This is a genomic window from Flavobacterium terrae, from assembly GCF_900142035.1.
GTDB lineage: Bacteria > Bacteroidota > Bacteroidia > Flavobacteriales > Flavobacteriaceae > Flavobacterium > Flavobacterium terrae.
The window spans coordinates 16,878-42,284 of record NZ_FQZI01000004.1; the positions used below are offsets into that span (position 1 = coordinate 16,878).

Consider the following 25,407-nt stretch of genomic DNA (forward strand, 5'->3'; position numbering starts at 1 on the left):
ATCTGAAAATTATGAAAAGAAGATTATTTGTTAAAAACGCAAGTATAGTTTCCATGGGTATTCTAGCTGTGTCGGGAACCGACGTACTAGCTAACAACTCTGAAAAAGAGCAAAAAAGTTCAGTTATAGATTTATTACCTCTTAGGAAAATTTCAAAAAAAATTGTTTTGAAAGGATCAATCATAGATGCAACTACATCAAAACCAATTGAAAATTGCAAAATGACAGTAAAAACTAAAATAAATCGAATTTTAAATTCAAAACAAAACATACTTACATCTAACGGAGACTATACTATTGTTTCTGGTTTTACTGCAGAAGGAAAAATAAGTAAAAAAATCAAAGTAGAGATTTCAGCTTCAGGCTACAAATCCTATACTGGATTCATTTATTTATCTACAAGTGGTTGTAATTTACATAGTGAAGAATGGAATTATAATAAAAATTTTGATCATAAAAATTGTCCAAAAAATGAACACTCAGAAAATGAGATATCTTCATTTTTTGATTTTAGATTAGTCAAATAAACATTTCAAATACAAACTAAATACTAAATAAAATGAAACAAAAAATTACACTAATCTTATTGGTGGTACTTTTTGGTGTTTTTAACAGTTATGCACAAACTCAGTTTTGGAGTGATAGCTTTGAAGATGTTGGAGCACCATCAAGTGGAACGCGAACTCCAGAAAATAATGGCGGTGTTGGGGGGCCACCAAATACGGCTTATTTTAAAAGAACAAATGGTTCTGATTTAGAGCTAACAGTATCTTCTGATGGTCCATATACAGGAATGCAAGGAACAATGTTTTGGGCTGGTGAAGACCACGATGCTGCTTTCGGAGCTGGTAACGAAGAACAACAAATTGATTTTACTGGAATAAACATCTCCGGAAAAACAGGTTTAAGCTTTAGAGGTTTGTTTGCAGCTGCTTCATCTAATGGTCAATGGGATAATTTAGCTTTTGGTAATACACACAACGATTATATAATCGTTCAATATTCAATAGATGGAGGTCCCTATAACAATTTGATTACTTTCTATTCTGATAATGTTGCAAATAAACAATTTCGAGAAGACACTAATGGAGATATGCTTGGAGATGGAGGACTTCTTACTAAATCTTTCAGCGAATTTACCAAAACAATTTCAGGTACAGGAACTACCCTGAACTTAAGACTTAGGGTTTACTCCAATAACACCAATAATGAGGAATGGGCAATAGATAATTTTAGACTATTCGAAACTCCAACTTGTGTTGCTCCAACGATTAATACTCAGCCTGTAAATAGAAGTATTTGTAATAATACAAATACAACTTTTGGTGTAACTGCTACTGGTGCTACTGGTTATCAATGGCAAGTAAATACTGGAAGTGGATTTAATGATATAACAAATGGTGGAGTTTATTCAACTGCAACAACAAACACTTTAACAATTACGGGAGCAACTACTGGTATGAATGGATTCCTTTATCGTTGTGTAGTTACTAATGGTAGCCCAACTTGTTTTACGAATTCAAACTCTGCGACATTGACAATTTCAAATCCTGCACTATCACCTAGTTCACAAACAAATGTTGCTTGTAATGGAGGTGCAACTGGTGCAGCTTCTGTAAATGCAGCAACTGGTGGAATTGGACCATACACTTACAACTGGACTCCAGGAAACCCTGTAGGCGACGGAACAATATCTGTTACTGGTTTAACCGCTGGTACTTGGACTTGTACAGTTACTGATGCAATAGGATGTACAGCAACTCAAAACTTTACAATTACTCAACCTACAGCTTTAGTATTAAATGCTAGTTCTCAAACGAATATCGCATGTAATGGTGGTTCGACAGGAGCGGCTTCTGTAAATGCAGCAACTGGTGGTGCCGGTGGATACACATATAACTGGACCCCAGGAAACCCTACAGGTGACGGAACAACTTCAGTGAGTGGTTTAACTGCTGGAACTTGGACTTGTACAGTAACTGACGCGAATGGTTGTACAGCATCGAGAAACTTTACGATTACTCAACCAACCTCTTTATCTTTAACCCCAGCTTCTCAAACTAATATAGCTTGTAATGGAGGGGCAACTGGTGCAGCTTCTGTAAATGCAGCAACTGGTGGTGCAGGTGGTTATACTTACAACTGGACTCCAGGAAACCCTACAGGTGATGGAACAACGTCTGTAACTGGATTAAGTGCAGGGACGTGGACGTGTACAGTTACTGATGCTAATGGCTGTACTGCAACACAAAACTTTACAATTACACAACCTACTGCTTTAGTATTAAATGCTAATTCTCAAACCAATATTTCTTGTAATGGAGGTGCCAATGGTGCTGCTTCAGTAACAGCAGCTACTGGTGGAGCTGGTGGATATACTTATAATTGGACTCCAGGAAACCCTATAGGTGATGGAACAACATCTGTAAGTGGCTTAAATGCTGGAACTTGGACCTGTACAGTAACTGATGCTAATGGATGCACAGCTACAAGAAACTTTACTATTACACAACCTTCTGCTTTAGCAGCTAGTGCAGCATCACAAACGAATGTTTCATGTAATGGTGGAGCTAATGGAGCCGCATCTATTAATCCGGTATCTGGAGGTGCTGGTGGATATACATATAATTGGACCCCTGGAAATCCTGTAGGTGATGGAACTACATCTGTAACTGGTTTAACTGCTGGAACTTGGACATGTACAATTACTGATGCTAACTCTTGTACAACATCGGTAAACTTTACTATTACTCAACCTTCAGCTTTAGTTGCTACTGCAGCTTCGCAAACGAATGTTTCATGTAATGGTGGATCTAATGGAGCAGCAGCAATTAATACACCAACTGGTGGTGCTGGTGGTTATACATACAACTGGACTCCAGGAAACCCTACAGGTGACGGAACTACGTCTGTAACTGGATTAAGTGCAGGAACCTGGACGTGTACCGTTACTGATGCTAATGGTTGTACTGCAACACAAAACTTTACAATTACACAACCTACTGCTTTAGTATTAAATGCTAGTTCTCAAACTAATATTGCTTGTAATGGAGGTGCCAATGGTGCTGCTTCTGTAACAGCAGCAACTGGTGGAGCTGGTGGATATACTTATAATTGGACTCCAGGAAACCCTGTGGGTGATGGAACAACGTCTGTAAGTGGATTAACTGCTGGAACTTGGACCTGTACAGTAACTGATGCTAATGGTTGTACTGCCACACAAAACTTTACAATAACACAACCTTCAGCTTTATTTACTAGTGCTGCATCACAAACGAATGTTTCATGTAATGGTGGAGCTAATGGAGCGGCATCTATTAATCCGGTATCTGGAGGTGCTGGTGGATATACATATAATTGGACCCCTGGAAATCCTATAGGTGATGGAACAACATCTGTAACTGGTTTAACTGCTGGAACTTGGACATGTACAATTACTGATGCTAACTCTTGTACAACATCAGTAAACTTTACTATTACACAGCCTTCAGCAATTGATTCTAATGTAACACAATCTAATGGAATTTTAACTGCGACTCAAACAGGAGCTTCTTATCAATGGTATAGTTGTCCAAATACACTTCTAACAGGAGAAACTAATCAAACTTACACTCCTACTGTTGTTGGAGATTATAAAGTTGATATTACTGTTGCAGGCTGTACAGTTACTTCAAATTGTATCACTGTAACAACTCTTGGAACAAATGAATTTGATTTGTTTTCTAAATTCAAAATGTATCCAAATCCTAACAGTGGAATACTTACTATTGAAACAGAAACTGATGGAAATTTTGTAATCATTAACCAATTAGGTCAGACCGTAAATAGATTTAGCTCAAAAGCAAATTCTAAAACTACCATCAATATTGAGAATTTAAGTGAAGGGACTTACTTTGTTAAAGGTGACAAAGGAACAAACATTCAAACAAAAAAATTAGTTATAAAAAAATAACTAATTAGTATAATTAAATTTTAGGCCGTATATAAATACGGCCTATTTATTTGTATAAAGTTGATAATAATAGCTTGCTTTAACTGGGTCACCTATAGCGTTATATGCCATAAATAAACAATTTAAAGCTTGTCTTTGATTCGGATTTAAAGCATAGGCTTTTTCAAAAGCTTCAATAGCTTCTTTTAACCTATTTGATATCGCCAATGCATTACCATAATTCAGCCACATTTGGGAATGAGTTGGGTTCTTTTTAAGTCCTTCTTTAAAAACAGCAATTGCTTCATCATAACTCTTTAAATTAAAAAGTGCAGTGCCGTAGAAGTTATAAGTATTAGATGAATCTGTATTATTAGATATACATTTTTTATAGTATGTTATGGCATTTTCATAATCCGACTTCATAAAGTAAATATCTGCCATATTTCCAAAAAGAGATGTATCGCTAGGGTCAATTTCCATTGCTTTACTAGTACATTTGTAAGCACTATCATAATCTTTCATTCTATAGTAACAAACGCCAAGATTAACTAAAGTGCTTTTATCATTAGGATCAATATGTAAGGCTTTATTATAATACTGAATAATAGCAGGTAATTGCGATTGTTGTTCAGAAACATCTTCTGGCAACTGTGAGAAAAAAGCAGTAGCATAATTAAAATTAACTCTTGCACTATTTGGTGAATTATTTATATCTGATGTAAAAAGTGTAAAATTAGATTTCCAGTCTTTATTTCTTTGGAAAGAATTTAAGAAAAAAACAATACAGAGTAATCCAAAACCAACAATTAGTCTATTACTATTCGAATCAATTTGCATTTTTTTAAAACTATTAAAAGTCATAAAAACAAAAGCAATACAAATTCCTAAAACAGGGGTATACAACAACCTATCTCCTATAGTAGTACCTATCAAAACTACTATATTAGTAGCTAGAGCAATTGTAATAAAAAAGAAAATAATACCAAACGAGATTTCAACGCATTTCTTTCTATAATAAAAAGCAATCCCTAATAATAGAAGTATTACAAACACACTCCCAAAAAAAGGAAATGATAAAAATTCAACACAAGGAATTTGATTAAAAGAATAATCATAACTCATATTAACAGGAAAGAAAGCATTACAAATATAACGTCCCAAAATTGTAAAACCAGTAGCTATTTGTGATAGTGAATCTTTACAAGCCACCAGCGAATTATCTAAATAAGTATATTGTATTTTTGGGTATGACGATGAATTAATCACTAATTGATGGCCAAATAGCCAAAAGATAGTTACAGCTACATGAGGCAAAATGCTTTTTATTACTTGTTTATTATTTTTTGACTCGCTCCATAAAAGAAAAGCTAAAATTGGAAGAAACAATATTCCAGCTTCTTTTGATAGCAAACAAAAAAGAAAGAAAACAACTGATGCCATTTTCCAATACCTACCTATTCTACAGAATAAACTATAAACTGATAATAGAAAAAAGAACAAGCATAAAATTTCATCTCTACTTTTAATGTTTGCAACAACTTCAGTATGTATAGGATGAACAGCAAAAAGGATAACAATGATAAATGAAATCCAATACGAGTAATTTTTAAAAAAATGTCTCAATACTATGAACAACAATATATTATCCAATACATAAAAAACCACATTCATTAAATGATGAATAAATGGAGAATTAGGCATAATTTGCCATTCAATCGCAAAAAAGATTAATGACGTTGGTCTATACAAACCACTGTTAGAGTTCCAATACCCCTGCCAATAAAAAGTAGTTAAAATATCTTTGATTCCAAGTATACCATTTTTAACAAATTTATTTTCTTGAATAACAGCTATGTCATCAAGAACAAAACCATGTGCCAAAGTATTAGCATATAAAGCAAAGGAAACAATTCCAACCAACCATAACATCCAAGAATAGGATTTTTGTGTTTCGTTTACTTCATCTGTAGCTTTTGAATGTATTTTCTTTTTTTCAGCCATATCATAATATTTTTATAAAGAATAGAGAACTATAATTTTAAAAGCCCATACTTGATGATACAAAATATGGCTCGAAATCCATCCTTCCATGTTATTTTTTTGTCTTCTTTGTAAGTTCGCCCATAATATGAGATACCTACTTCATAAATTCGAATATTTGGAATTCTTGCCATTTTAGCAGTTACTTCGGGTTCAAATCCAAATCTTTTTTCTTGTAATTGTAATGATTTCAAGACATCTGCAGAAAACATCTTATAACATGTTTCCATATCTGTTAGGTTTAGATTGGTCATCATGTTCGACAAAAAAGTTAGAAACTTATTCCCTACTGTGTGCCAAAAAAACAAAATACGATGTGGTTTACTTCCCATAAATCTCGAACCATAAACAACATCGGCAAAACCATCTAAAAAAGGCTGTAGAAGAATGTTGTATTCTCTTGGATCGTATTCTAAATCTGCATCTTGGATAATAATATAGTCTCCTGTAGCTTCACTAATTCCTTTATGAATTGAAGCTCCTTTACCCACATTTATTTCGTTGGAAAAAAATCTAATATTTAAATGCTTCTTTTCTTGCAGGTAGTTCTGAATCAAAATTTCTGATGAATCTGAAGAACAATCGTTAACAACAATGATTTCTTTTTTAATCTCTTGTTCTAAAACAACAAGTTCTATCTTTTCAAGAATTTTTAAAATTGTTCTTTCCTCATTATAGACAGGAATAATAATAGATAAAGTAGTATCCATTTATTTACAAATTGAAATCATAGGAATTGTCATCTAAATTTTTAACTAAAATACAATTTTAATTATCTATTCATAGTGTTATTTTTTAAACTATAAACATCTTTGAAACTACTAATGAATCATGATTCATATATTATTTTATGAAATAAAAAAAGCTGTTCTTTGAGGAACAGCTTTTTTAAAAAGTTTTTTTTAAATTTTAGAAAGGGACATCACTGTCATCATCAAAATTATTGAGATTACTTCCAAAAGCATCATTTGCAGAAGGCAAATTAGGTGTGATAAACGGGTTAGGTTGATCATCTAAATTCATTTTTGAAGGCAAATCACTAAATCCAGTGCTAAAATCTTCTAGATTATCAAACTTACCATACTGGCCAATAAACTTAAGACGAATGTTTTCTAATCCACCATTACGGTGTTTAGCAATAATAAACTCCGCTTGACCTTGAGTTGGTGTATGTTCATCATCATCCCATTCATCAATTTTATAATATTCTGGTCGATAAATAAACGAAACTATATCGGCATCCTGCTCAATAGCACCAGATTCACGAAGGTCAGACAGTAAAGGTCTTTTACTTGCACCACGAGTCTCTACAGCACGGGATAACTGAGAAAGAGCAATTACTGGAACATCAAGCTCTTTTGCTAAAGCTTTTAAGTTTCTTGAAATTGTTGAAATTTCTTGCTCTCGATTTCCTCCTCCTTTTCCACCACCACCAGCAGTCATTAACTGAAGGTAATCGACAATTATAATTTTAATATCATGTTGCGACTTTAAACGTCTTGCTTTAGCTCTTAAATCGAAAATAGAAAGCGAAGGTGTATCATCAATAAACAATGGTGCTTTTTCAAGATCTTTTACCTTAACACTTAACTGTTCCCATTCATGCTTTTCTAATTTCCCTGTTCTTAACTTTTCGGACGATAAACCAGTTTCAGAAGAAATCAAACGGGTAATTAACTGTACCGAAGACATCTCTAGGGAGAAAACTGCCACTGCATGATTAAAACTGATAGCTATATTACGGGCCATCGATAAAACGAAAGCCGTTTTACCCATACCCGGACGAGCAGCAATAATAATTAAATCGGATGGTTGCCAACCTGAAGTAACTTCATCAAGCTTATCAAAACCTGTGGCAATTCCGCTCAGACCTTCTTTTCCAGCAATTTCTTCAATTCGTTTTTTAGCTTGAATAACTAAACTCTGAGCTGTTTCTGAACTTCGTTTAATATTTCCTTGAGTTACTTCATAAAGCTTCGATTCTGCCTTATCTAATAAATCAAATACATCTGTAGTTTCATCATAAGAATCTTCAATGATTTCTGAAGATATTTTAATTAAACTTCTTTGAATAAACTTCTGAAGAATAATCCTAGAATGAAACTCAATGTGAGCCGAAGATGAAATTTTTTGAGTTAGCTGAATTAAGTAAAAATCACCACCAGCTAAATCTAACTTACCCATTTTCTTTAATTGAGCCGAAACTGTTAATAAGTCAATAGGTTGCGAATCATTAAACAAAGTAACGATAGCCTCAAAGATGTACTTATGTGCATCTTTATAAAAAGCATCAGGTTGTAGAATATCAATTACTTCATCTACCCCTTTTTTGTCAATCATCATAGCCCCCAAAACCGCTTCTTCTAGGTCAAGCACCTGCGGAGGAAGTTTTCCTTTCTCTAAATTTATAATAGTAGTTTTATCTACTCTTACAGGATTGATATTTTTGATATTTTCCATGTTTCAAAGGTAGTCAAATTTTAAAGTTTTATTTTTTTGACTTGTCAATATAAAATGTTGAAAACAATATTTTTTTTGTTAATAACCAAAAAAAAATCCGAAACGGTAAGGCTTCGGATCTTTGTAACTAAAACTAGTTAGCTATTCGTTAAACTCACCCATTTTACTGTATTTATCCATTCTTTGGGCAATTAAGTCATTTGTTGATAAGTCTTTTAACTCATTAAAACCTTTAACTATATATTCTTTTACAAATTTAAATCCAGCTTCTCTATCTCGATGAATACCTCCTAATGGTTCTGGTATAATATCATCAACTAAGTTGTTTGATTTCATATCCTTAGCTGTCAATTTCAAAGCTTCTGCAGCTTGTTCTTTAAATTCCCAACTTCTCCATAAAATAGAAGAACAAGATTCTGGCGAAATAACAGAATACCAAGTATTTTCCATCATATAAACTCTATCTCCAACACCAATCCCTAAAGCTCCTCCCGAAGCACCTTCTCCAATGATAACTGTGATAATTGGTACTTTAAGGCGAATCATTTCAAGAATATTTCTTGCAATAGCTTCACCTTGACCTCTTTCTTCAGCTTCAAGTCCTGGATAAGCACCTGGAGTGTCTACTAAAGTCAATACAGGAATATTAAATTTCTCGGCCATTTTCATTAAGCGTAAAGCTTTACGGTAACCTTCTGGATTCGCCATACCAAAATTACGCATCTGACGCATTTTTGTATTTACTCCTTTTTGTTGACCAATAATCATAAATGATTGCCCGTTTATTTTTCCTAAACCTCCAACCATTGCTTTATCATCGCGCACACCACGATCTCCAAATAATTCTAAGAAAGTATTATCTGTTAAACTAGCAATATGCTCTAATGTATAAGGTCTATTTGGGTGTCTTGACATTTGAACACGTTGCCATGCTGTCAAGTTTGCATATAATTCTTTCTTAGTTTCTTCTAATTTTTGAGAAAGGTTTTCGCATGTTGCAGTAACGTCAACTTGAGAATCTTCACCAATTTGTTGACATTTTTCTAACTGTTCCTCAAGTTCTTTGATAGGTAGCTCAAAATCTAAATATTCCATAAGATTTTTAGGTTTTTATTCTTATTTGAATTAACAAAGATAAAGTTTTCGATTGAGTTTAAAAGTAAAATTTGAAGTTTATAAACAATAAAGGCCTATATGTTTAAATTTCAAGTAATTACTTATTCCTGTTTTTAAAAACACCATTTAAAATTACTGTTGTAAGAATAATAAGTGCACCAATATAAAACTGTCTATTCATTTGCTCTTTTTCTCCAAATACAATCAATGCTAATATAATCCCATAAATAGGCTCAAGGTTAATAGTAAGCATTACTGTGTAAGGGCTTAAATACTTCATCACAGCAACAGAGGCAATAAAAGCGTATGCAGTGCAAAAAGAACTCAAGATAAATAACCACTTTAAGTCTTCCCAAGACAATTTGAAGAAATCTGCATTAAAATTTCCTCCAATTAATAGAAAAACAGAGAAAAACAATACACCTCCTAACAACTCATAAAATGAAATAACTGTTGGGTCATACACTTTAGCAAACTTTCCATTAATGATGGAAAAAGAAGCTGATAAAAAAGCTGAAGTCAAAGCAAGAATTATCCCCTCTACATAGTGACCTTCTACATTAAAAATCAAATAAAGACCCGCTATTACGATTAAACCAAATAAAACTTCATATCCAATTATTTTTCTTTTAAAGAAAATTGGTTCTAAAATAGAAGCGAAAAAAGCTCCTGTTGACAAACATGCTAGAGTAACCGAAACATTTGAAACTTTTATGGCTTTGAAAAAAGTAAACCAATGGAGAGCTATGACAAGCCCTGCAAATAGTAATATTAATATTGTTTTTAAGGGTAGTTTTATCGAAATCTTCTTATAAAAAATATAAATCAATATAAAAAGAGAAGCAAAAAGCATTCGATACCAAACCAATGGAAGAGCTTCTAAAGTGATTAAAGCACCTAAAACCGCAGTAAATCCCCATACAAAAACGATAAAATGAAGATGTAAGTAACTATTTAAATTTTTATCGTTTGGCATTTCTAAGTAAATAAAAAGCTAAAATACCGTATACTATATTTGGAATCCAAACTCCAATTAGAGGAGAAAAAGATGATTTCTCTGCAACTGTTCCAAATATCTTATCTAAAAACACATAACTAAAAGCTAAAGCGATTCCTATAGCTAAATTTACTCCCATCCCACCGCGACGTTTCATTGAAGAAACTGCAACAGCTATAATAGTTAAAATAAAAGCCGAAATAGGAACACTATATTTTCTATATTTTACAACTAAGTACGTATTAATATTCGCTGAACCTCTTTTCTTTTCCTTTTCTATAAACTTATTCAACTCAGTCAAGTTTAGCGTTTCCGCGATATAAACTACAGGAGTTAAATCTTCTAAATCAAAATTGAATTTCATACTCTTATTAATTTCAGTCTCAATTTTATCATTAAGTTCTCCAACAGTTCTTTTATTAAAATTCATTAAAGTATAGGTACTATCATTTGCATTCCAAACAATTGAAGAGGCTGTTATCTTATAAAGCATCCTTTCTTTATCGAACTTTTCGTAAACAAAGTTGTATCCTGTTTTAGCTTCTTGATTAAAGTTACTTGCATAAATAAATTCAGTATCACTAATTTGACGATACACATCACTTGTTTCCCGCATTTGGTTTCGACCATTTCCTTTCAAATACATGTACCTGAAATTATTAAAACCTTCACTCGCTTTTGGTACTAAAAAGAAACCCATCAATAGAGCAAAAATTGAAACTATGGTTGCCCCAACAATATAAGGCCTTAAAAACCTTTGAAAAGAAATTCCCGAACTTAAAATAGCAACAATCTCAGTATTATTAGCCAATTTTGAAGTAAACCAAATAATGGAAAGAAAAAGGAAAATTGGGAAGAGTAAATTGGCAAAATAGATAATGAAATCTAGATAGTATGCAGCTACCTTTGGGAACGGAACTTTATTCTCTAGAATCTTATTCACTTTTTCCGAGACATCGACAATTATACCAATAGGAATAAACATAATCAACATAATTGAGAAAGTCATTAAATACCTCCTTAATATGTATCTATCAATAATTGTTAGTTTCGAAAAAAGCTGTTTTAACATTATAATCTTTGGCTCATTTGTTTAACCATTTTTTCTTTCCACTCACGGAAATCTCCTGCTAAGATATGTTTTCTTGCCTCACGAACCAACCACATATAAAAACCAAGATTATGAATGGTAGCAATTTGCTTTCCTAAATACTCATTAGCCGCAAAAAGGTGACGTAAATAAGCTTTTGTGTACTCAGTATCAACAAAAGTATGACCCATTTCATCAATTGGTGAAAAGTCGGCTTCCCATTTTTTATTTTTAATATTGATAGTACCATGCGCAGTAAATAACATACCATTACGAGCATTTCTTGTTGGCATCACACAATCGAACATATCAATCCCTAATGCAATATTTTCCAAGATATTAATTGGCGTACCAACCCCCATTAAATATCGAGGCTTATCTTCTGGAAGGATTGCCGTAACCACTTCAGTCATAGCATACATTTCCTCTGCTGGTTCACCTACTGAAAGTCCTCCAATAGCATTACCCTGAGCTCCAACATTTGCAATATATTCAGCAGATTGTTGACGTAAATCTTTATACGTACTACCTTGAACAATTGGAAATAATGTTTGCTCATAACCGTATTTAAATGGTAAATTTTCTAAATGCGAAACACATCTATCTAACCAACGGTGAGTCATATGCATCGAACGCTTAGCATAACGATAATCACAAGGATATGGCGTACATTCGTCAAACGCCATAATGATGTCAGCTCCTATTGAACGCTGAATTTCCATTACACTCTCTGGTGAAAAGAAATGGTACGAACCATCGATATGAGACTTGAACTTAACCCCTTCTTCTTTAATTTTTCTATTAGAAGACAAAGAATACACTTGATAACCTCCTGAATCAGTCAAAATATTTCTATCCCAATTCATGAATTTATGCAATCCACCAGCTTTTTCTAGAATCTCCGTTTGAGGTCTAAGATATAAATGGTAAGTATTTCCTAATATAATATCAGGATTTACTTCTTCTTTCAATTCGCGCTGATGAACTCCTTTTACCGAAGCAACAGTCCCAACAGGCATAAAAATAGGTGTTTCAATAACACCATGATCCGTAGTAACAAAACCAGCTCTCGCCTTAGTTTGTGGATCTTTTTGTACTAAATCAAATTTCATACTATCAAATATAGTTGGCAAAGATAAAATATTTAAAATTTTCGATTTAGCATTTCACAATTTATTTAACAATTAATTGGGCGAGTCCACTCCCTTGTCGTGGTCGGGCTATCCGCGCTACATGGTAGCTTGCTCCTATCCCTCTCGCTTGCCTACTTTTTTTCAAAGTATTTTTTAAAACTTTTGCCAATGGAAAAAATATAAAGTAATTTTGGCCACAAATAATTTATACGTATTCAAAATGTCTGACATTCAACAACTAACAAATTTTACAACACAAGTAAGAAGAGACATTCTTCGCATGGTACATGCTGTTAATTCAGGTCACCCAGGAGGTTCTTTAGGCTGTGCTGAGTTTTTCACTGTACTATATCAACATTTAATGGTAAGAAAACCAGGTTTTGACATGGACGGAATTGGTGAAGATCTTTTCTTCTTATCAAACGGTCACATTTCACCTGTTTTCTATTCAGTTTTAGCTCGCAGTGGTTATTTTCCTGTTTCAGAATTAGCAACTTTCCGTAAGTTAAACTCAAGATTACAAGGACACCCAACTACTCATGAAGGTTTACCTGGAGTAAGAATGGCTTCTGGATCTTTAGGTCAAGGGCTATCTGTAGCGATTGGTGCTGCACAAGCTAAAAAATTAAACAATGACAATCATATTGTTTATGCACTTACTGGTGATGGTGAATTGCAAGAAGGACAAAACTGGGAAGCTATCATGTATGCATCTGCTAAAAAAGTAGACAACTTAATTGCAACTGTTGATTTAAACGGACAACAAATTGATGGTTCTACTGACGAAGTTTTAAACATGGGAAGCGTAAAAGCTAAGTTTGAAGCGTTTGATTGGGATGTTATTGAAATAAAAGAAGGAAACAATATTGAAGCAATCATTGCAGGTATGACAGAAGCTAAAGCTAAAACAGGTAAAGGAAAACCTGTTTGCGTTTTATTACATACAGAAATGGGTAATGGCGTAGATTTCATGATGCACACACATGCTTGGCACGGAAAAGCACCAAGTAATGAACAATTAGAAAATGCTTTAAACCAAAACCCTGCAACTTTAGGAGACTATTAAGATTATGAAAAAATACGAAAATCAAGGAAGTAAAGATACTCGTTCAGGTTTTGGAGCGGGAATGACTGAATTAGGTCAAAAAAACGAAAACGTTGTTGCATTATGTGCCGACTTAATTGGTTCATTAAAATTTGATGATTTCAAAAAAAATCATCCTGAAAGATTCTTTCAAATTGGAATTGCAGAAGCAAACATGATTGGAATTGCAGCAGGTTTTACTGTTGGTGGAAAAATTCCTTTCACTGGAACATTTGCTAATTTCTCTACTGGACGTGTTTATGATCAAATTCGTCAATCAGTAGCTTATTCAGACAAAAATGTAAAAATTTGTGCATCTCATGCTGGTTTAACTTTAGGAGAAGATGGTGCTACTCACCAAATCCTAGAAGATATCGGATTAATGAAAATGTTACCTGGAATGACTGTAATCAATACTTGTGATTACAATCAAACCAAAGCAGCAACAATTGCATTAGCAGATCACCACGGTCCAGCATATTTACGTTTTGGACGTCCTGTTGTTCCTAACTTTACTCCAGCTGACGAACCATTCGTAATTGGTAAAGCAATTATGTTAAACGAAGGTACTGATGTAACAATTGTTGCAACAGGTCACTTAGTATGGGAAGCTTTAATTGCTGCCGAAGCTTTAGAAGCTAAAGGAATTTCTGCAGAAGTAATCAATATACATACTATTAAACCTCTAGATGATGAAGCTATTTTAAAATCGGTAGCAAAAACAGGTTGTGTAGTAACTGCAGAAGAACATAATATTTTAGGTGGTTTAGGAGAAAGCGTTTCGAGATTATTAGCTTTAAACACACCAACTCCGCAAGAATTTGTAGCTGTTAATGATAGTTTTGGAGAATCAGGAACCCCTGAACAATTAATGGAGAAATACAAACTAAACAATCAAGCGATTGTGGAAGCTGTAGAAAGAGTTATCAAAAGAAAATAATTAATTTCGACATAAGAAAAGCCACGTAAAACGTGGCTTTTTTCATTATTTATTGTGTACATTTTTTAATTATGGCAGCTTTTATCTAAATACCTTCTAACTCTTAATGGATTTGATAAATTCCCATCACAGTCAGAAATTTCATCATAAGTATAATATCCACCACCAGGTTTTTTGATTTCGTTTTTAGTTGAATACCCATCATTATCATCATCTTGATCTAAATAGTCAGGATACCCATCGCCATCTGTATCAGCAAATTTCCCATCTACCCCAACATTAATCTCAAATCTTGAATCAATTCGATCATAGTCATGATCTACATAATTCAATTTCTTTAATTTAAAATTAAAAATTAATGGTGAATACGCAGAAATTGAAACAGATGAATTGTTATAATATCCCAAACCTGAAGGCAAAAACATTATCCCAGCTCCAAAATCAGAAAATGTTACTACACCTGTTAAATCATCGTAAACATGATTCCCTGTTTTAAATTCTGACAAGACTTCACCCCATCCCTCAATCGTTCTTGTCATCTCAAACCAAACTGGTGTATTTGATTCATCAAAACTTGTATTATCCAATAATCTACCCTTGTATGACACAAATACAGAATCAACTTTAGATGGAGATTCATTAGCACCAAAATAATCAGGATCAGATGAATTTGCCGCTGTTTTAGTTATGTTGATATAATATACTTTGTAATTAACACCATTACTCAAAACATTTTTATTTAATAAAGGATAATCTGTTTGATCCATTATAGACACTTTATTATCTGGATTTCCGTCAGGTATTTTCGTGAATGTAACATCAAAATCTGAAGAAACTTCCATATAATATTCGCCTAAAAATTTCTCAATAGCTGCTATATCCTTGGGATATTGTTCTGCATAAGGAATAACATACACATCCTCTGCTTTGTCATCCTTGTTACAAGAAACAAATGCAACACCAAAAATTAAAAAAAATATGCTCTTCAAGATTCTATTCATTATTCAAAAATTTTAAGTGCGCAAGATACAATTTTGATTTATTTTTGTTTTAAATTTTAACTTACTTTTTTAAAATTTATGCGAATAGATAAATACTTGTGGTGTGTTCGATATTACAAGACAAGAAATATGGCTACAGAAGCATGCAAAAAAAATCAGGTTACCTTAAATGGAAATGTGGCAAAGCCCTCTAAAGATATTATACCAGGAGATAAAATTACTTTTAGAAAAGACCAAATTACATATATTATAAAAGTGCTAGCTGTACCAGATAATCGTGTTGGCGCTAAACTTGTAGATTTGTATAGGATTGATGAAACACCTATTGAAGCTTTTGAACATTTAGAAATGCTAAAACTCTCAAAATCGCATTACAGAAAATTTGGTGAAGGTAGACCTACAAAAAAAGACCGTAGAGACTTAGACGATTTCGAATTTGATTTTAACGACGAAGAAAATGAAATTGAATAGCGACTATTGGGAAAACAGGTATCAAAAAAATGATACAGGTTGGGATACTGGAGAGATTACTACACCACTAAAAGAATATATTGACCAATTAAACAATAAAGCCCTAAAAATACTAATTCCAGGATGTGGAAATAGTTATGAATTTGAATACTTACTGAAAAATGGTTTTACCAATTCATTTGTTTTAGACTATGCGAAGGAACCCTTAGCTAATTTGAAAAAAAAGCTCCCCGATTGCGACAACTCAAAATTCATTTACCAAGATTTTTTTGACCATACTGAAAAGTATGATTTAATAATAGAACAAACCTTCTTTTGTGCTCTTGATCCAGATTTAAGGATGAATTATGCAAAAAAAATGCACTCACTACTTAATGACAATGGAAAATTGGTTGGTCTTTTATTTCAATTCCCACTTACTGAAGCAGGACCTCCCTTTGGAGGAAGTAAGGAAGAATATTTATCTATTTTTTCAGAATTATTCAAAATAAAAACATTAGAACCAGCTTATAATTCTATTAAACCTCGCCAAGGAAACGAACTCTTTTTTATCTTTACAAAAAAATAACCCATGAATCAGAATATCATTTTAAATCATCAGGAAATAGAATTCAAAATCAAACGCATTGCCTATCAAATTTATGAAACATTCATAGATGATGAAGAAATTATTCTTGCAGGGATTCATGGAAATGGAAGCATTTTTGCTCAAAAACTATCTGCTGTTTTAAAAAGTATATCTCCGTTAAAAATTGTTTTGTGTGACGTTATCATCGATAAAAAAAATCCAACATCCTCTATAACTACCTCATTAGACAAATCAGCTTATGAAAACAAAGGTTTAGTATTAGTAGATGATGTATTAAATTCAGGAACAACTTTGATATACGGTGTAAAGCACTTTCTCGACGTTCCTTTAAACAAATTCAAAACTGCTGTACTAGTTGATAGAAACCACAAAAAATATCCTGTAAAAGCTGACTTTAAAGGAATATCATTATCTACTTCTATTTTAGAGCATGTACAGGTTGTTTTTAACGAAAACAATGACTGTGCTTATTTACAATAGAGCATTAATTTCTGCAACTATTTGTTCTGGGGATTTATCGTCTGTCAAAACCGAATATTTACATTGATTGTAAAAATAACTACGATCGAAAAGATGTTTAGCTATAAACTCAAAAGTTTCTTCATCTTTTAAACTTTGAAGCAACGGGCGCTTATCGATTTCATTCTTCAATCTTGATACTAAAACTGGAATACTAGCTTTAAGGTATATTGAAACTACATCTTCATTAGCCAAAAATAAATGATTGTTAGCATAACATGGTGTGCCACCACCCGTACTTAAAACATAAGATTCATTACTTTCAATGACTTTTTTAAAAACCTCATGTTCTTTTTTTCTAAAAAAGACCTCTCCTTCTTCAGAAAAAATTTCACCAATTGATTTTTCTAATTCATTTTCTATCAAAAAATCTAAATCGTAAAATGGAAAATCTAACTTTTCAGCTAAAAGTTGACCAATTTTCGACTTACCCGATCCCATATAACCTATTAAAACAATTTTTCTCATAAATATAAAAGCTTATAAATAAACGCTTTGGAAGTAATTTTAAAAAAAACTCAAATTTATCATTAATTTAGTTTGAAATGTTAAAAATAAGGTATTATATTTGCACCCGCAATCAGGAAATGATTTAGACTCCGTAGCTCAGCTGGTAGAGCACATCACTTTTAATGATGGGGTCCTGGGTTCGAATCCCAGCGGGGTCACAAATTTGACCGAATTAATTTCTTGAAAGCTTAGACTCCGTAGCTCAGCTGGTAGAGCACATCACTTTTAATGATGGGGTCCTGGGTTCGAATCCCAGCGGGGTCACAAAAAGTCAAACGTTAAGTTTGACTTTTTTTGTTTATGGCCATGTGGAGGAATTGGTAGACTCGCCATCTTGAGGGGGTGGTGCTGCAAGGCGTATGGGTTCGAGTCCCATCATGGTCACAAAAAAATCCGCAATAAGCGGATTTTTTTATTTTATTAATCTTCTAAAAAATGATTTGATAAATTCCTTTTTGGGACAACTCCAAATAATTTGTAAATCTTCAAACATTGTAGTCTTTTCATCTAAGAACTTCAATATTAAATTAGGATCACTCTTTGTAAACATTGAAGAAAAAATAACTTTACCTAAAGAGTTATCATTATAAAGAACATCTACAAACAAATCATCGTAAAAAGTGAATTTAGTCGGAACCTTAAATTTTTTAAAATCTATTGCATCTCTCTTTAAGAAATCTACCACTCTTTGACTTTCCCTTATAACATTAGAAAAAGTAAAACCAGAACTAGCTTTCGTCCATCCTCCTGCTGTTCCAATATTTAAAATAAGCTTAGAATTTTTTTTCCAAAAAGGATAAGTGGTCATTGGAATATTTCCTTTCTCCTTAGCTAGGATATTATAGTTTTCTAAACCTATTTTTTTTAAATACTCTTTTATTTCTAATTCATATTCTTCAAAACTAAGCAAGTCAGGAGAAAACAAGGTATACTCAAATAAAGCTTTATTTTCGGATAATGGTAAAACATACATAAACCTTGTATTTCCTTTCTGCGAAACTGAAAAATCCATAAATAAAGCTTCCTCAGGATTAAAATAATTGTTATCTGTCTCTATAAACCAACCTACAAAGTTTTGTTGTAAAAGAGGAAATTTTTTATTGGAATCAAGTTCTTCTATATCAAAAATAGAATTAAACAAGATAGCTCCTTCATAATTATCTGCAGCAGTCTGTACTATAACACTATTGTTTTCTTCACGAAAAGAAATTACTCTTTCTTTTACCCAGTACAAACTGCAATTTCTTGTGGTTTTTCTAAAAAAATCATAAAAATTCTTTGATTCAATCATTTTATAGAATGATCCATTCAAACAATCAATTTTTACATTTTCATCTACATAAAAAGCTCTTGACCATTTGTGAGTTAAGATTTGATCCCAATCACCATCACCTTCTTCCCAGAAACACCAAGTTCGATCATTAGCATTTTTGTCATTTGGCTCAACTACTAATATATTTTTACCTTCTAAAATACCTTCATTCTCCATTTTGACAATTATCATCATGGAGGCTAAACCTAAGCCAGCAAAAATATAGTCGTATTTCATTTAAATGATTTTAAACAAAAATAAACATTCTAATTAATTATTTCTTTAAATTTGTTTAAGATAAAGTTGAAAAAGATGAACAATATAAAATCTGTTTTCAGTATTAAAGATCTTGAAAATCTTTCAGGAATCAAAGCTCACACGATTCGCATTTGGGAAAAAAGATACAACATTTTAGAACCCATGCGAACAGACACAAACATAAGAGTATATGATGGTAACAATTTACAAAAGCTACTAAATATCACTTTACTTCATAATCATGGCTATAAAATATCTAAAATATCCAAAAGCAACAGTAAAGAAATTTCCGAATTAGTCAAAAAAATAATCACCGAAAAAAATGCAAGGAATCACGCTTTGAATGCATTTAAATTGGCGATGATGAACTTTGACCAAACTCTTTTTACAACCACCTATAACGAATTATTATCTAAAAAAACTTTTAAAGATGTGTTTGTTGAAGTTTTCATTCCTTTAATGGAGGAGATTGGGCTTTTATGGCAAACAGAAACGATATCACCTGCACACGAACATTTCATTAGTCATTTGATTAAACAAAAAATACTTGTTAACACAGAAATACTTCAAAACACAAACCCTACTAAAAACGACAAAGTATTTGTACTCTTTTTACCTGAAAATGAAATTCACGAACTAGGCCTTTTATATTTAAACTACGAATTGGTCTATAAAGGCTATAAAACCATATATTTATCTGAAAGTATACCGTTAGAAAACTTGAAAAGTATGCCAAATTATTTTGAAAATATTTGCTATTTGACATACACAACTGTAGAACCAGACAAGGACAATATAAACAATTACATAAAAGAATTTAATGATAAAATATTATCACTTGGTAATTCCGAATTATGGATTGCAGGCAGATTAACAGAACACATTGACAATTCAAAATTAAATTCATCAATAAAGATTTTTAGAACCACACCCGAAGTCTTAACAGAAATTTAAGAATTGTTTAAATATGTTTTGTTTAACTTTAACTTAGTTTTGTTAAACAAAATGAAAAAAAATATAGCAATCATAGGGTCAGGTTTTTCATCTTTAGCAGGTGCTTGTTATCTTGCTCAGTCTGGACATGCGGTAACCATATATGAGAAAAATTCAACTGTAGGTGGTAGAGCAAGACAATTAAAAAAAGAAGGTTTCACTTTTGACATTGGCCCAACATGGTATTGGATGCCAGATGTTTTTGAAAGATTTTTCAAAGATTTTGATAAAAAAACCAGCGATTATTACGAATTAATAAAACTTTCTCCAGCATATCAAGTATATTTTGGCATAAATGATTTTGTTTTAATTGCAGATAATCTTTCTGAAATCAAAAATACTTTTGAAAAGATAGAAACTGGAAGTGGTGAAAAATTAGAAGCTTTTATAAATGAAGCTAAAAACAATTATGATATTGCTATTAAGGATTTAGTATATCGTCCAGGCATATCTCCACTAGAACTAATCACATTTGAAACTGCTAAAAAAATAAATCAATTTTTCAGTAATATCTCTAAAGATGTACGAAGCCGTTTTAAAAACAAAAGACTCGTTCAAATATTAGAATTCCCTGTTCTTTTTCTTGGCGCAAAACCTTCTAATACTCCTTCTTTTTATAGTTTTATGAATTATGCCGATTTTGGCTTGGGAACCTTTCACCCAAAAAATGGCATGTACAGTGTTATTCTAGCTATGGAATCACTAGCAAAAGAATTAGGCGTCCAAATTAAAACTAATTCTAATGTTGAAAAAATAGAGGTTGACAATGGAAAAGCCTGTGCTTTGATAGTAAATGGCAATATTATAAACACAGATGTAGTTTTATCTGGTGCCGATTACCATCACTCCGAAACATTATTGGATCAAAAACATAGAGCTTACTCAGAAAAATATTGGGATAAAAAGACTTTTGCTCCCTCGTCATTACTTTTCTATGTTGGATTTGACAAAAAAATAGAGAATGTAGAACATCATTCATTATTTTTTGATGTGGATTTTGATGTTCACGCTCAAGATATTTACGACAAACCTAAATGGCCTGATGAACCTCTTTTCTACGCTAGCTTTCCATCAAAAACTGATGAAAACTCGGCGCCAAAAGGAAAAGAAGCGGGGATATTTTTGATTCCACTTGCCCCAGGTTTAAATGACACACCAGAATTAAGAGAACAATATTTTGAAAAAATCATTTCAAGACTCGAAAAACTAACGCAACAAGAAGTAAGAAAAAACATTATATTTAAGGAATCATTTTGTGTTAATGATTTTATTAAAGAGTACAATTCCTATAAAGGAAACGCATATGGAATGGCAAACACATTATTGCAAACAGCATTTTTAAGACCTAAATTGAAAAGTAACAAAGTAAAAGATCTGTATTTTACAGGTCAACTTACAGTTCCAGGTCCAGGTGTACCGCCATCATTAATATCAGGAAAATTAGTCGCACAACTCATCGAAAAATACTCTTAAAAATGAAAGCACTATTTGATAATGTCTCGAATGAATGTAGTAAGTTAGTCACAAAATCTTACAGCACCTCATTTTCATCAGCAGTAAAAATGCTTGCTCCAAGTATTAGACAAGACATATACAACATTTATGGCTTTGTCCGATTTGCAGATGAAATTGTTGACACTTTTCATGACTACAACAAGGAGGAGTTGTTCAATAAATTTGAAAATGATTTAAGCTTAGCTTTGGAAGAAAAAATAAGTCTAAATCCTATTTTAAATGCTTTTCAATACACAGTTCATAAACATGAAATTCCTTTTGAATTGATAAAATCTTTTATGCATAGCATGCGATTAGATTTACACAAAAACGAATATAAAACTAAAGAAGAGTACAACGAATACATTTATGGCAGTGCAGATGTTGTAGGACTTATGTGCTTAAAAGTGTTTGTAAAAGGAAATCAAGATTTATACGATAAATTAAAAAATTCAGCTATGAGTTTAGGCTCAGCATTCCAGAAAGTAAATTTTTTAAGAGATTTAAAAGCGGACTTTGAAGGACTTGATAGGACCTATTTTCCAAACACTGATTTACAGAACTTGAACGAAAATTCAAAAAAAGAAATCATTAAAGAGATTGAAGCTGATTTTGAGAAGGGTTTTGAAGGGATTAAAAATTTACCTCTTGAAGCAAAATTTGGAGTTTATACTGCTTACATTTATTATAAAAAACTGTTAGTGAAACTAAAAAACACCCCTTCTACTGAAATTAAAAACACTCGAATTAGAGTACCAAATTATCAAAAAGTTAGTCTACTGGCTAATTGCTATGTCAAATACCGATTGAATCTTTTATAATATGATAACTCAACTATTTGTTTTTATACTAACATTCTGTTTCATGGAGTTTATGGCTTGGTTTAGTCATAAATATATCATGCATGGTTTTTTATGGAATTTACATGCTGATCACCATAAAAAAGATCACAATTCTTGGTTTGAAAGAAACGATGCCTTTTTCATTTTTTATGCAATAGTTAGTATTGTTTTCTTTTTATTGTGGAAATATGACTTACTAAATATAGGCTTGTCTATAGGAGTTGGAATTTTTGTATATGGATTAGCCTATTTTATGGTTCATGATATTTTTATACATCAAAGATTTAAAATTTTTAAAAACGTTAACAACAGATATGCTCGAGCGGTAAGAAGAGCACACAAAATGCATCACAAACATATTGGAAAACAAGATGGAGAATGCTTTGGAATGCTTTTGTTTCCGATGAAATATTACAAAGAAGCTAAATAAAAAAGGCGACCAAATGGTCGCCTTTTTTATTTAAACAATTCCTGCAAAGGTTTTAACTGCTCAACATCTATTTTAGATTTTTGCATTAGTTTCAACATTTCCATAACCACTGTTGGGTTCATATCGTTACCAGTAATTCTAATAACCGCTAATCCATTTTCTGCTCTATTTCCATATAAGATGAATTCATCAATATGTTCGCCTTTACCAGAGCATTTAAACTCGGCCCCATCTTTGCCCATACTCACTTTTATCAAAGATTCGTATTTTTCATCTTTTAAAATCGATGAAATTTTCTTCTTTTCATCTTCAAACTGAGCTTTATTTTTATCATCCGCTTTAAAAGTTAAAATGTTAACTTTATCAAATGAATCTAATACATCTTTTTCATTTGAAGATAGCTTAGTCTTTTCTAGATTTAAAATATTAGGAGTTACATCTAATACTGTAAAATCTTTGTTTTCACTTTTTTCAACAAAATATTTCTGTAGTGTGGGTTCATTTTTACAGCCTATAAGAAGCAATGTTATCCCTAATGAAACATATTTCAAAAAATTTTTCATAAGCTTTTATTTACCAGCTTTTTTTAATTCATCTCCACCAGGAATATTCATTCTATTCGTTAAAGTAGAAAGTTCATTAATGTCAAAATTTCCTGTTAGAGACATTAAAACGGTTTCATTACCCTTAACATTTGCCCCTTCAATAAACATTAACAATTCTTTTACTTGAGTATCTGAACCTCCTGATTTTACGTATATTTTTACGTTCTTACCTCCATCATTAACTCTCATTAATTCTTCAAGGTTACTTGATTTCAAGTATTTATCAACATTCCCACGCATATCTGCGGTTGTCTTATTACTTGAAGTCATAAACACTTTTAAATTATCTAACTTTTTAATTAAAGCTAAGTATTTTTGAGCATCTTTATCAGAAGCTTCCATTTTCACTTTACTCATTAAATCAAACATTTTTTTATTTACTACAATTGAAGTAACACCTTCTTGTCCATCATATTTGTCAAATAATGTTTGAGCTTGACTAAAAAACGGCAACAAAATAAAGGCCGCAATGATAACTATCCTTTTTGTCATAGATATTGATTTAATTTTTTTAAATTTTTGATTTGTTGATTTCATGATTGATAATTTTAATTATTGTTTTTAAACACTTTGTTTTTTGCATTTTCGTACTCTTGTACATATTGAACACTTTCTATGCCAATGTTTACGTTTTGTGACAATAAAGCCAAAGCTTTTTGAGTTTGTTCGAATGCCTCTTGAGGACTATCATAACTCCCAAGTTCATTTTTAACTTCTAGCTTTTGAACATTATTCATATAAAAAGCAAACATTCCAAGCAAAATTACTGTCGAGGCAGCTACAGAAATCCACATTGCTTTTTTTGTAATTTTCTGACGTGGAAATTCTTTTGTATACTGATCTAACTTAGCTTGGGAGAAGTAACCAAACATTGCTTTATATTGTTCTAAATGTGGCGCCACATTTAGAGAAGAAAAGTAACTGCGCAACTCCTTTTCTTCAGCAATTGAGGTTTCTCCTTGAAAGTATTTTTCTATTAATATTTCTATTTTATTGTAATCCATAATTATGGGTATTAATCATTTTTTCACGTATTGCTTTTCGAGCTCTTGACAATGCTACTCTAACTGCAGTTTCGTTCATATCTAAAACTTCTGCAATTTTTTCAAATTCATATTCTTCGATATCTCTCATCTGGATGATTAACTTTTGCTGTTCCGGCAAATCATTAATCCATTTTTCAACCCAGTGTAAAGAATCTTGATCTTCAATTCTTTTGTGTAATTCAGCTCCTGGCTCAGTATAGTTATTGTGGACAATTTTTAAATTTGAAACACGTTTTGATTTTAAAACATCTAAACAGTGATTTTTAGTAATTGTCATTGCATAAGCCTCTATACTTCCATACTCTTTAAGAGCGTCATTTTTATTCCAAAGTTTTACAAGAACGTCTTGAGTAGCATCTTCTGCTTCCTCATTACTAACAAGCAATCTTTTAGCTAATCTGAACAGCTTGTCCTTAAAAGGTTTTATTGTACTTAAAAATTCAGATTGGTTCATTTATTGGCTTGTTATATTATCTAGACGAATCAGTTTTTATTTTGTTACATTCACTATAAATAATTTTTACTTCTTAAATTTACTCAAAT

25 protein-coding genes and 3 tRNA genes are annotated in these 25,407 nt (G+C 32.1%); 14 read left to right on the forward strand and 14 right to left on the reverse strand.

The features are described from left to right. Positions 1-11: 11 nt before the first annotated feature. The gene (locus BUC09_RS10565) at positions 12-527 is read left to right on the forward strand and encodes a hypothetical protein (RefSeq protein WP_143161911.1); all 516 of its coding nucleotides are present in this window, start codon (positions 12-14) and stop codon (positions 525-527) included. A gap of 32 nt (positions 528-559) precedes the next feature. Next, entirely contained in the window at positions 560-3,952 is a 3,393-nt protein-coding gene (locus tag BUC09_RS10570; protein ID WP_073311390.1) for a T9SS type A sorting domain-containing protein, read from the forward strand. Between the two features lie 42 nt (positions 3,953-3,994). Here the strand turns inward: BUC09_RS10570 and BUC09_RS10575 are convergent, their stop codons facing one another. The 7 genes from BUC09_RS10575 to tgt all read right to left on the reverse strand — a co-directional run bounded on the left by BUC09_RS10575 (position 3,995) and on the right by tgt (position 12,749). Continuing rightward, positions 3,995-5,935: a tetratricopeptide repeat protein gene (locus tag BUC09_RS10575; RefSeq protein ID WP_073311392.1), complete on the reverse strand. Its 1,941-nt coding sequence runs from the start codon at positions 5,933-5,935 to the stop codon at positions 3,995-3,997. 29 nt (positions 5,936-5,964) lie between these two features. Continuing rightward, positions 5,965-6,684 carry a glycosyltransferase family 2 protein gene (locus BUC09_RS10580; RefSeq protein WP_073311394.1) on the reverse strand — a complete coding sequence of 240 codons (720 nt, stop codon included), beginning with the start codon at positions 6,682-6,684 and terminating at the stop codon, positions 5,965-5,967. 199 nt (positions 6,685-6,883) lie between these two features. Then, positions 6,884-8,434 carry a replicative DNA helicase gene (gene dnaB / locus BUC09_RS10585; RefSeq protein WP_073311396.1) on the reverse strand — a complete coding sequence of 517 codons (1,551 nt, stop codon included), beginning with the start codon at positions 8,432-8,434 and terminating at the stop codon, positions 6,884-6,886. Positions 8,435-8,575: 141 nt separating this feature from the next. Next, complete coding sequence (locus BUC09_RS10590) at positions 8,576-9,529, reverse strand: acetyl-CoA carboxylase carboxyltransferase subunit alpha (RefSeq protein ID WP_073311398.1); 954 nt, start codon at positions 9,527-9,529, stop codon at positions 8,576-8,578. A 118-nt stretch (positions 9,530-9,647) separates the two neighbouring features. Continuing rightward, complete coding sequence (locus BUC09_RS10595; RefSeq protein WP_073311400.1) at positions 9,648-10,526, reverse strand: DMT family transporter; 879 nt, start codon at positions 10,524-10,526, stop codon at positions 9,648-9,650. Continuing rightward, positions 10,513-11,619 (reverse strand): LptF/LptG family permease, encoded by a 1,107-nt coding sequence (locus BUC09_RS10600; RefSeq protein ID WP_073311401.1) that lies wholly within the window; start codon positions 11,617-11,619, stop codon positions 10,513-10,515. The genes BUC09_RS10595 and BUC09_RS10600 overlap by 14 nt, the downstream gene beginning before the upstream one ends. Then, positions 11,619-12,749, reverse strand: a complete 1,131-nt coding sequence (tgt, locus tag BUC09_RS10605) for a tRNA guanosine(34) transglycosylase Tgt (RefSeq protein ID WP_073311403.1) — start codon at positions 12,747-12,749, stop codon at positions 11,619-11,621. The genes BUC09_RS10600 and tgt overlap by 1 nt, the downstream gene beginning before the upstream one ends. Positions 12,750-12,990: 241 nt before the next feature. Here tgt and BUC09_RS10610 point away from each other — a divergent pair, with 241 nt between their 5' ends. Together BUC09_RS10610 and BUC09_RS10615 are read left to right on the forward strand one after the other, a co-directional pair. Continuing rightward, complete coding sequence (locus tag BUC09_RS10610; RefSeq protein ID WP_073311405.1) at positions 12,991-13,836, forward strand: transketolase; 846 nt, start codon at positions 12,991-12,993, stop codon at positions 13,834-13,836. A gap of 4 nt (positions 13,837-13,840) precedes the next feature. Next, positions 13,841-14,794, forward strand: coding sequence for a transketolase family protein (locus tag BUC09_RS10615; RefSeq protein ID WP_073311407.1), 954 nt, complete (start codon positions 13,841-13,843; stop codon positions 14,792-14,794). A gap of 65 nt (positions 14,795-14,859) precedes the next feature. Here BUC09_RS10615 and BUC09_RS10620 read toward each other — a convergent pair whose 3' ends face one another. Further along, positions 14,860-15,795 carry an FKBP-type peptidyl-prolyl cis-trans isomerase gene (locus tag BUC09_RS10620; protein ID WP_073311418.1) on the reverse strand — a complete coding sequence of 312 codons (936 nt, stop codon included), beginning with the start codon at positions 15,793-15,795 and terminating at the stop codon, positions 14,860-14,862. Positions 15,796-15,873: 78 nt separating this feature from the next. On the opposite strand from BUC09_RS10620, the gene BUC09_RS10625 reads away from it, so the two are divergent. Genes BUC09_RS10625 through BUC09_RS10635 form a run of 3 tightly spaced genes read left to right on the forward strand, consistent with a single transcriptional unit; the run spans position 15,874 to position 17,335 of the window. Beyond that, positions 15,874-16,266: an RNA-binding S4 domain-containing protein gene (locus tag BUC09_RS10625; protein ID WP_073311420.1), complete on the forward strand. Its 393-nt coding sequence runs from the start codon at positions 15,874-15,876 to the stop codon at positions 16,264-16,266. Then, positions 16,253-16,834 (forward strand): methyltransferase domain-containing protein, encoded by a 582-nt coding sequence (locus tag BUC09_RS10630; RefSeq protein ID WP_073311422.1) that lies wholly within the window; start codon positions 16,253-16,255, stop codon positions 16,832-16,834. Before BUC09_RS10625 ends, BUC09_RS10630 begins: the two co-directional genes overlap by 14 nt. 3 nt (positions 16,835-16,837) lie before the next feature. Then, complete coding sequence (locus tag BUC09_RS10635; RefSeq protein ID WP_073311424.1) at positions 16,838-17,335, forward strand: phosphoribosyltransferase domain-containing protein; 498 nt, start codon at positions 16,838-16,840, stop codon at positions 17,333-17,335. Here BUC09_RS10635 and BUC09_RS10640 read toward each other — a convergent pair. Beyond that, positions 17,327-17,842: a shikimate kinase gene (locus tag BUC09_RS10640; protein WP_073311426.1), complete on the reverse strand. Its 516-nt coding sequence runs from the start codon at positions 17,840-17,842 to the stop codon at positions 17,327-17,329. The two genes, BUC09_RS10635 and BUC09_RS10640, sit on opposite strands and share 9 nt — an antisense overlap. Before the next feature lie 127 nt (positions 17,843-17,969). Between BUC09_RS10640 and BUC09_RS10645 the strand changes: the two genes are divergently transcribed. The 3 genes from BUC09_RS10645 to BUC09_RS10655 all read left to right on the forward strand — a co-directional run bounded on the left by BUC09_RS10645 (position 17,970) and on the right by BUC09_RS10655 (position 18,268). Beyond that, positions 17,970-18,042 (forward strand) — tRNA-Lys (locus BUC09_RS10645). 33 nt (positions 18,043-18,075) lie between these two features. Next, positions 18,076-18,148 (forward strand) — tRNA-Lys (locus BUC09_RS10650). Positions 18,149-18,186: 38 nt separating this feature from the next. Further along, positions 18,187-18,268: transfer RNA gene (locus tag BUC09_RS10655), tRNA-Leu, on the forward strand. Positions 18,269-18,296: 28 nt separating this feature from the next. Here the strand turns inward: BUC09_RS10655 and BUC09_RS10660 are convergent. Beyond that, the gene (locus BUC09_RS10660; RefSeq protein WP_073311428.1) at positions 18,297-19,433 is read right to left on the reverse strand and encodes a lycopene cyclase family protein; all 1,137 of its coding nucleotides are present in this window, start codon (positions 19,431-19,433) and stop codon (positions 18,297-18,299) included. Positions 19,434-19,508: 75 nt separating this feature from the next. Between BUC09_RS10660 and BUC09_RS10665 the strand changes: the two genes are divergently transcribed. The 4 genes from BUC09_RS10665 to BUC09_RS10680 are packed head-to-tail and all read left to right on the forward strand — an operon-like array spanning position 19,509 to position 23,213. Continuing rightward, positions 19,509-20,408 (forward strand): MerR family transcriptional regulator, encoded by a 900-nt coding sequence (locus tag BUC09_RS10665; RefSeq protein ID WP_073311430.1) that lies wholly within the window; start codon positions 19,509-19,511, stop codon positions 20,406-20,408. Positions 20,409-20,459: 51 nt separating this feature from the next. After that, positions 20,460-21,920 (forward strand): phytoene desaturase family protein, encoded by a 1,461-nt coding sequence (locus BUC09_RS10670; RefSeq protein WP_073311433.1) that lies wholly within the window; start codon positions 20,460-20,462, stop codon positions 21,918-21,920. Between the two features lie 2 nt (positions 21,921-21,922). Next, positions 21,923-22,762, forward strand: coding sequence for a phytoene/squalene synthase family protein (locus BUC09_RS10675; RefSeq protein ID WP_073311435.1), 840 nt, complete (start codon positions 21,923-21,925; stop codon positions 22,760-22,762). Position 22,763: 1 nt separating this feature from the next. After that, the gene (locus tag BUC09_RS10680) at positions 22,764-23,213 is read left to right on the forward strand and encodes a sterol desaturase family protein (RefSeq protein WP_073311438.1); all 450 of its coding nucleotides are present in this window, start codon (positions 22,764-22,766) and stop codon (positions 23,211-23,213) included. A 26-nt stretch (positions 23,214-23,239) separates the two neighbouring features. Here the strand turns inward: BUC09_RS10680 and BUC09_RS10685 are convergent, their stop codons facing one another. From BUC09_RS10685 to BUC09_RS10700, 4 genes are read right to left on the reverse strand one after another with little or no spacing between them, the layout of a single operon-like run. Further along, positions 23,240-23,776, reverse strand: coding sequence for a DUF4252 domain-containing protein (locus BUC09_RS10685; protein WP_073311441.1), 537 nt, complete (start codon positions 23,774-23,776; stop codon positions 23,240-23,242). A 6-nt stretch (positions 23,777-23,782) separates the two neighbouring features. After that, positions 23,783-24,355 carry a DUF4252 domain-containing protein gene (locus tag BUC09_RS10690; RefSeq protein WP_394333004.1) on the reverse strand — a complete coding sequence of 191 codons (573 nt, stop codon included), beginning with the start codon at positions 24,353-24,355 and terminating at the stop codon, positions 23,783-23,785. A gap of 11 nt (positions 24,356-24,366) precedes the next feature. Next, positions 24,367-24,822, reverse strand: coding sequence for a hypothetical protein (locus BUC09_RS10695; RefSeq protein ID WP_073311444.1), 456 nt, complete (start codon positions 24,820-24,822; stop codon positions 24,367-24,369). Next, positions 24,809-25,318 carry an RNA polymerase sigma factor gene (locus tag BUC09_RS10700; protein WP_073311448.1) on the reverse strand — a complete coding sequence of 170 codons (510 nt, stop codon included), beginning with the start codon at positions 25,316-25,318 and terminating at the stop codon, positions 24,809-24,811. The genes BUC09_RS10695 and BUC09_RS10700 overlap by 14 nt, the downstream gene beginning before the upstream one ends. Positions 25,319-25,407: the final 89 nt, after the last annotated feature.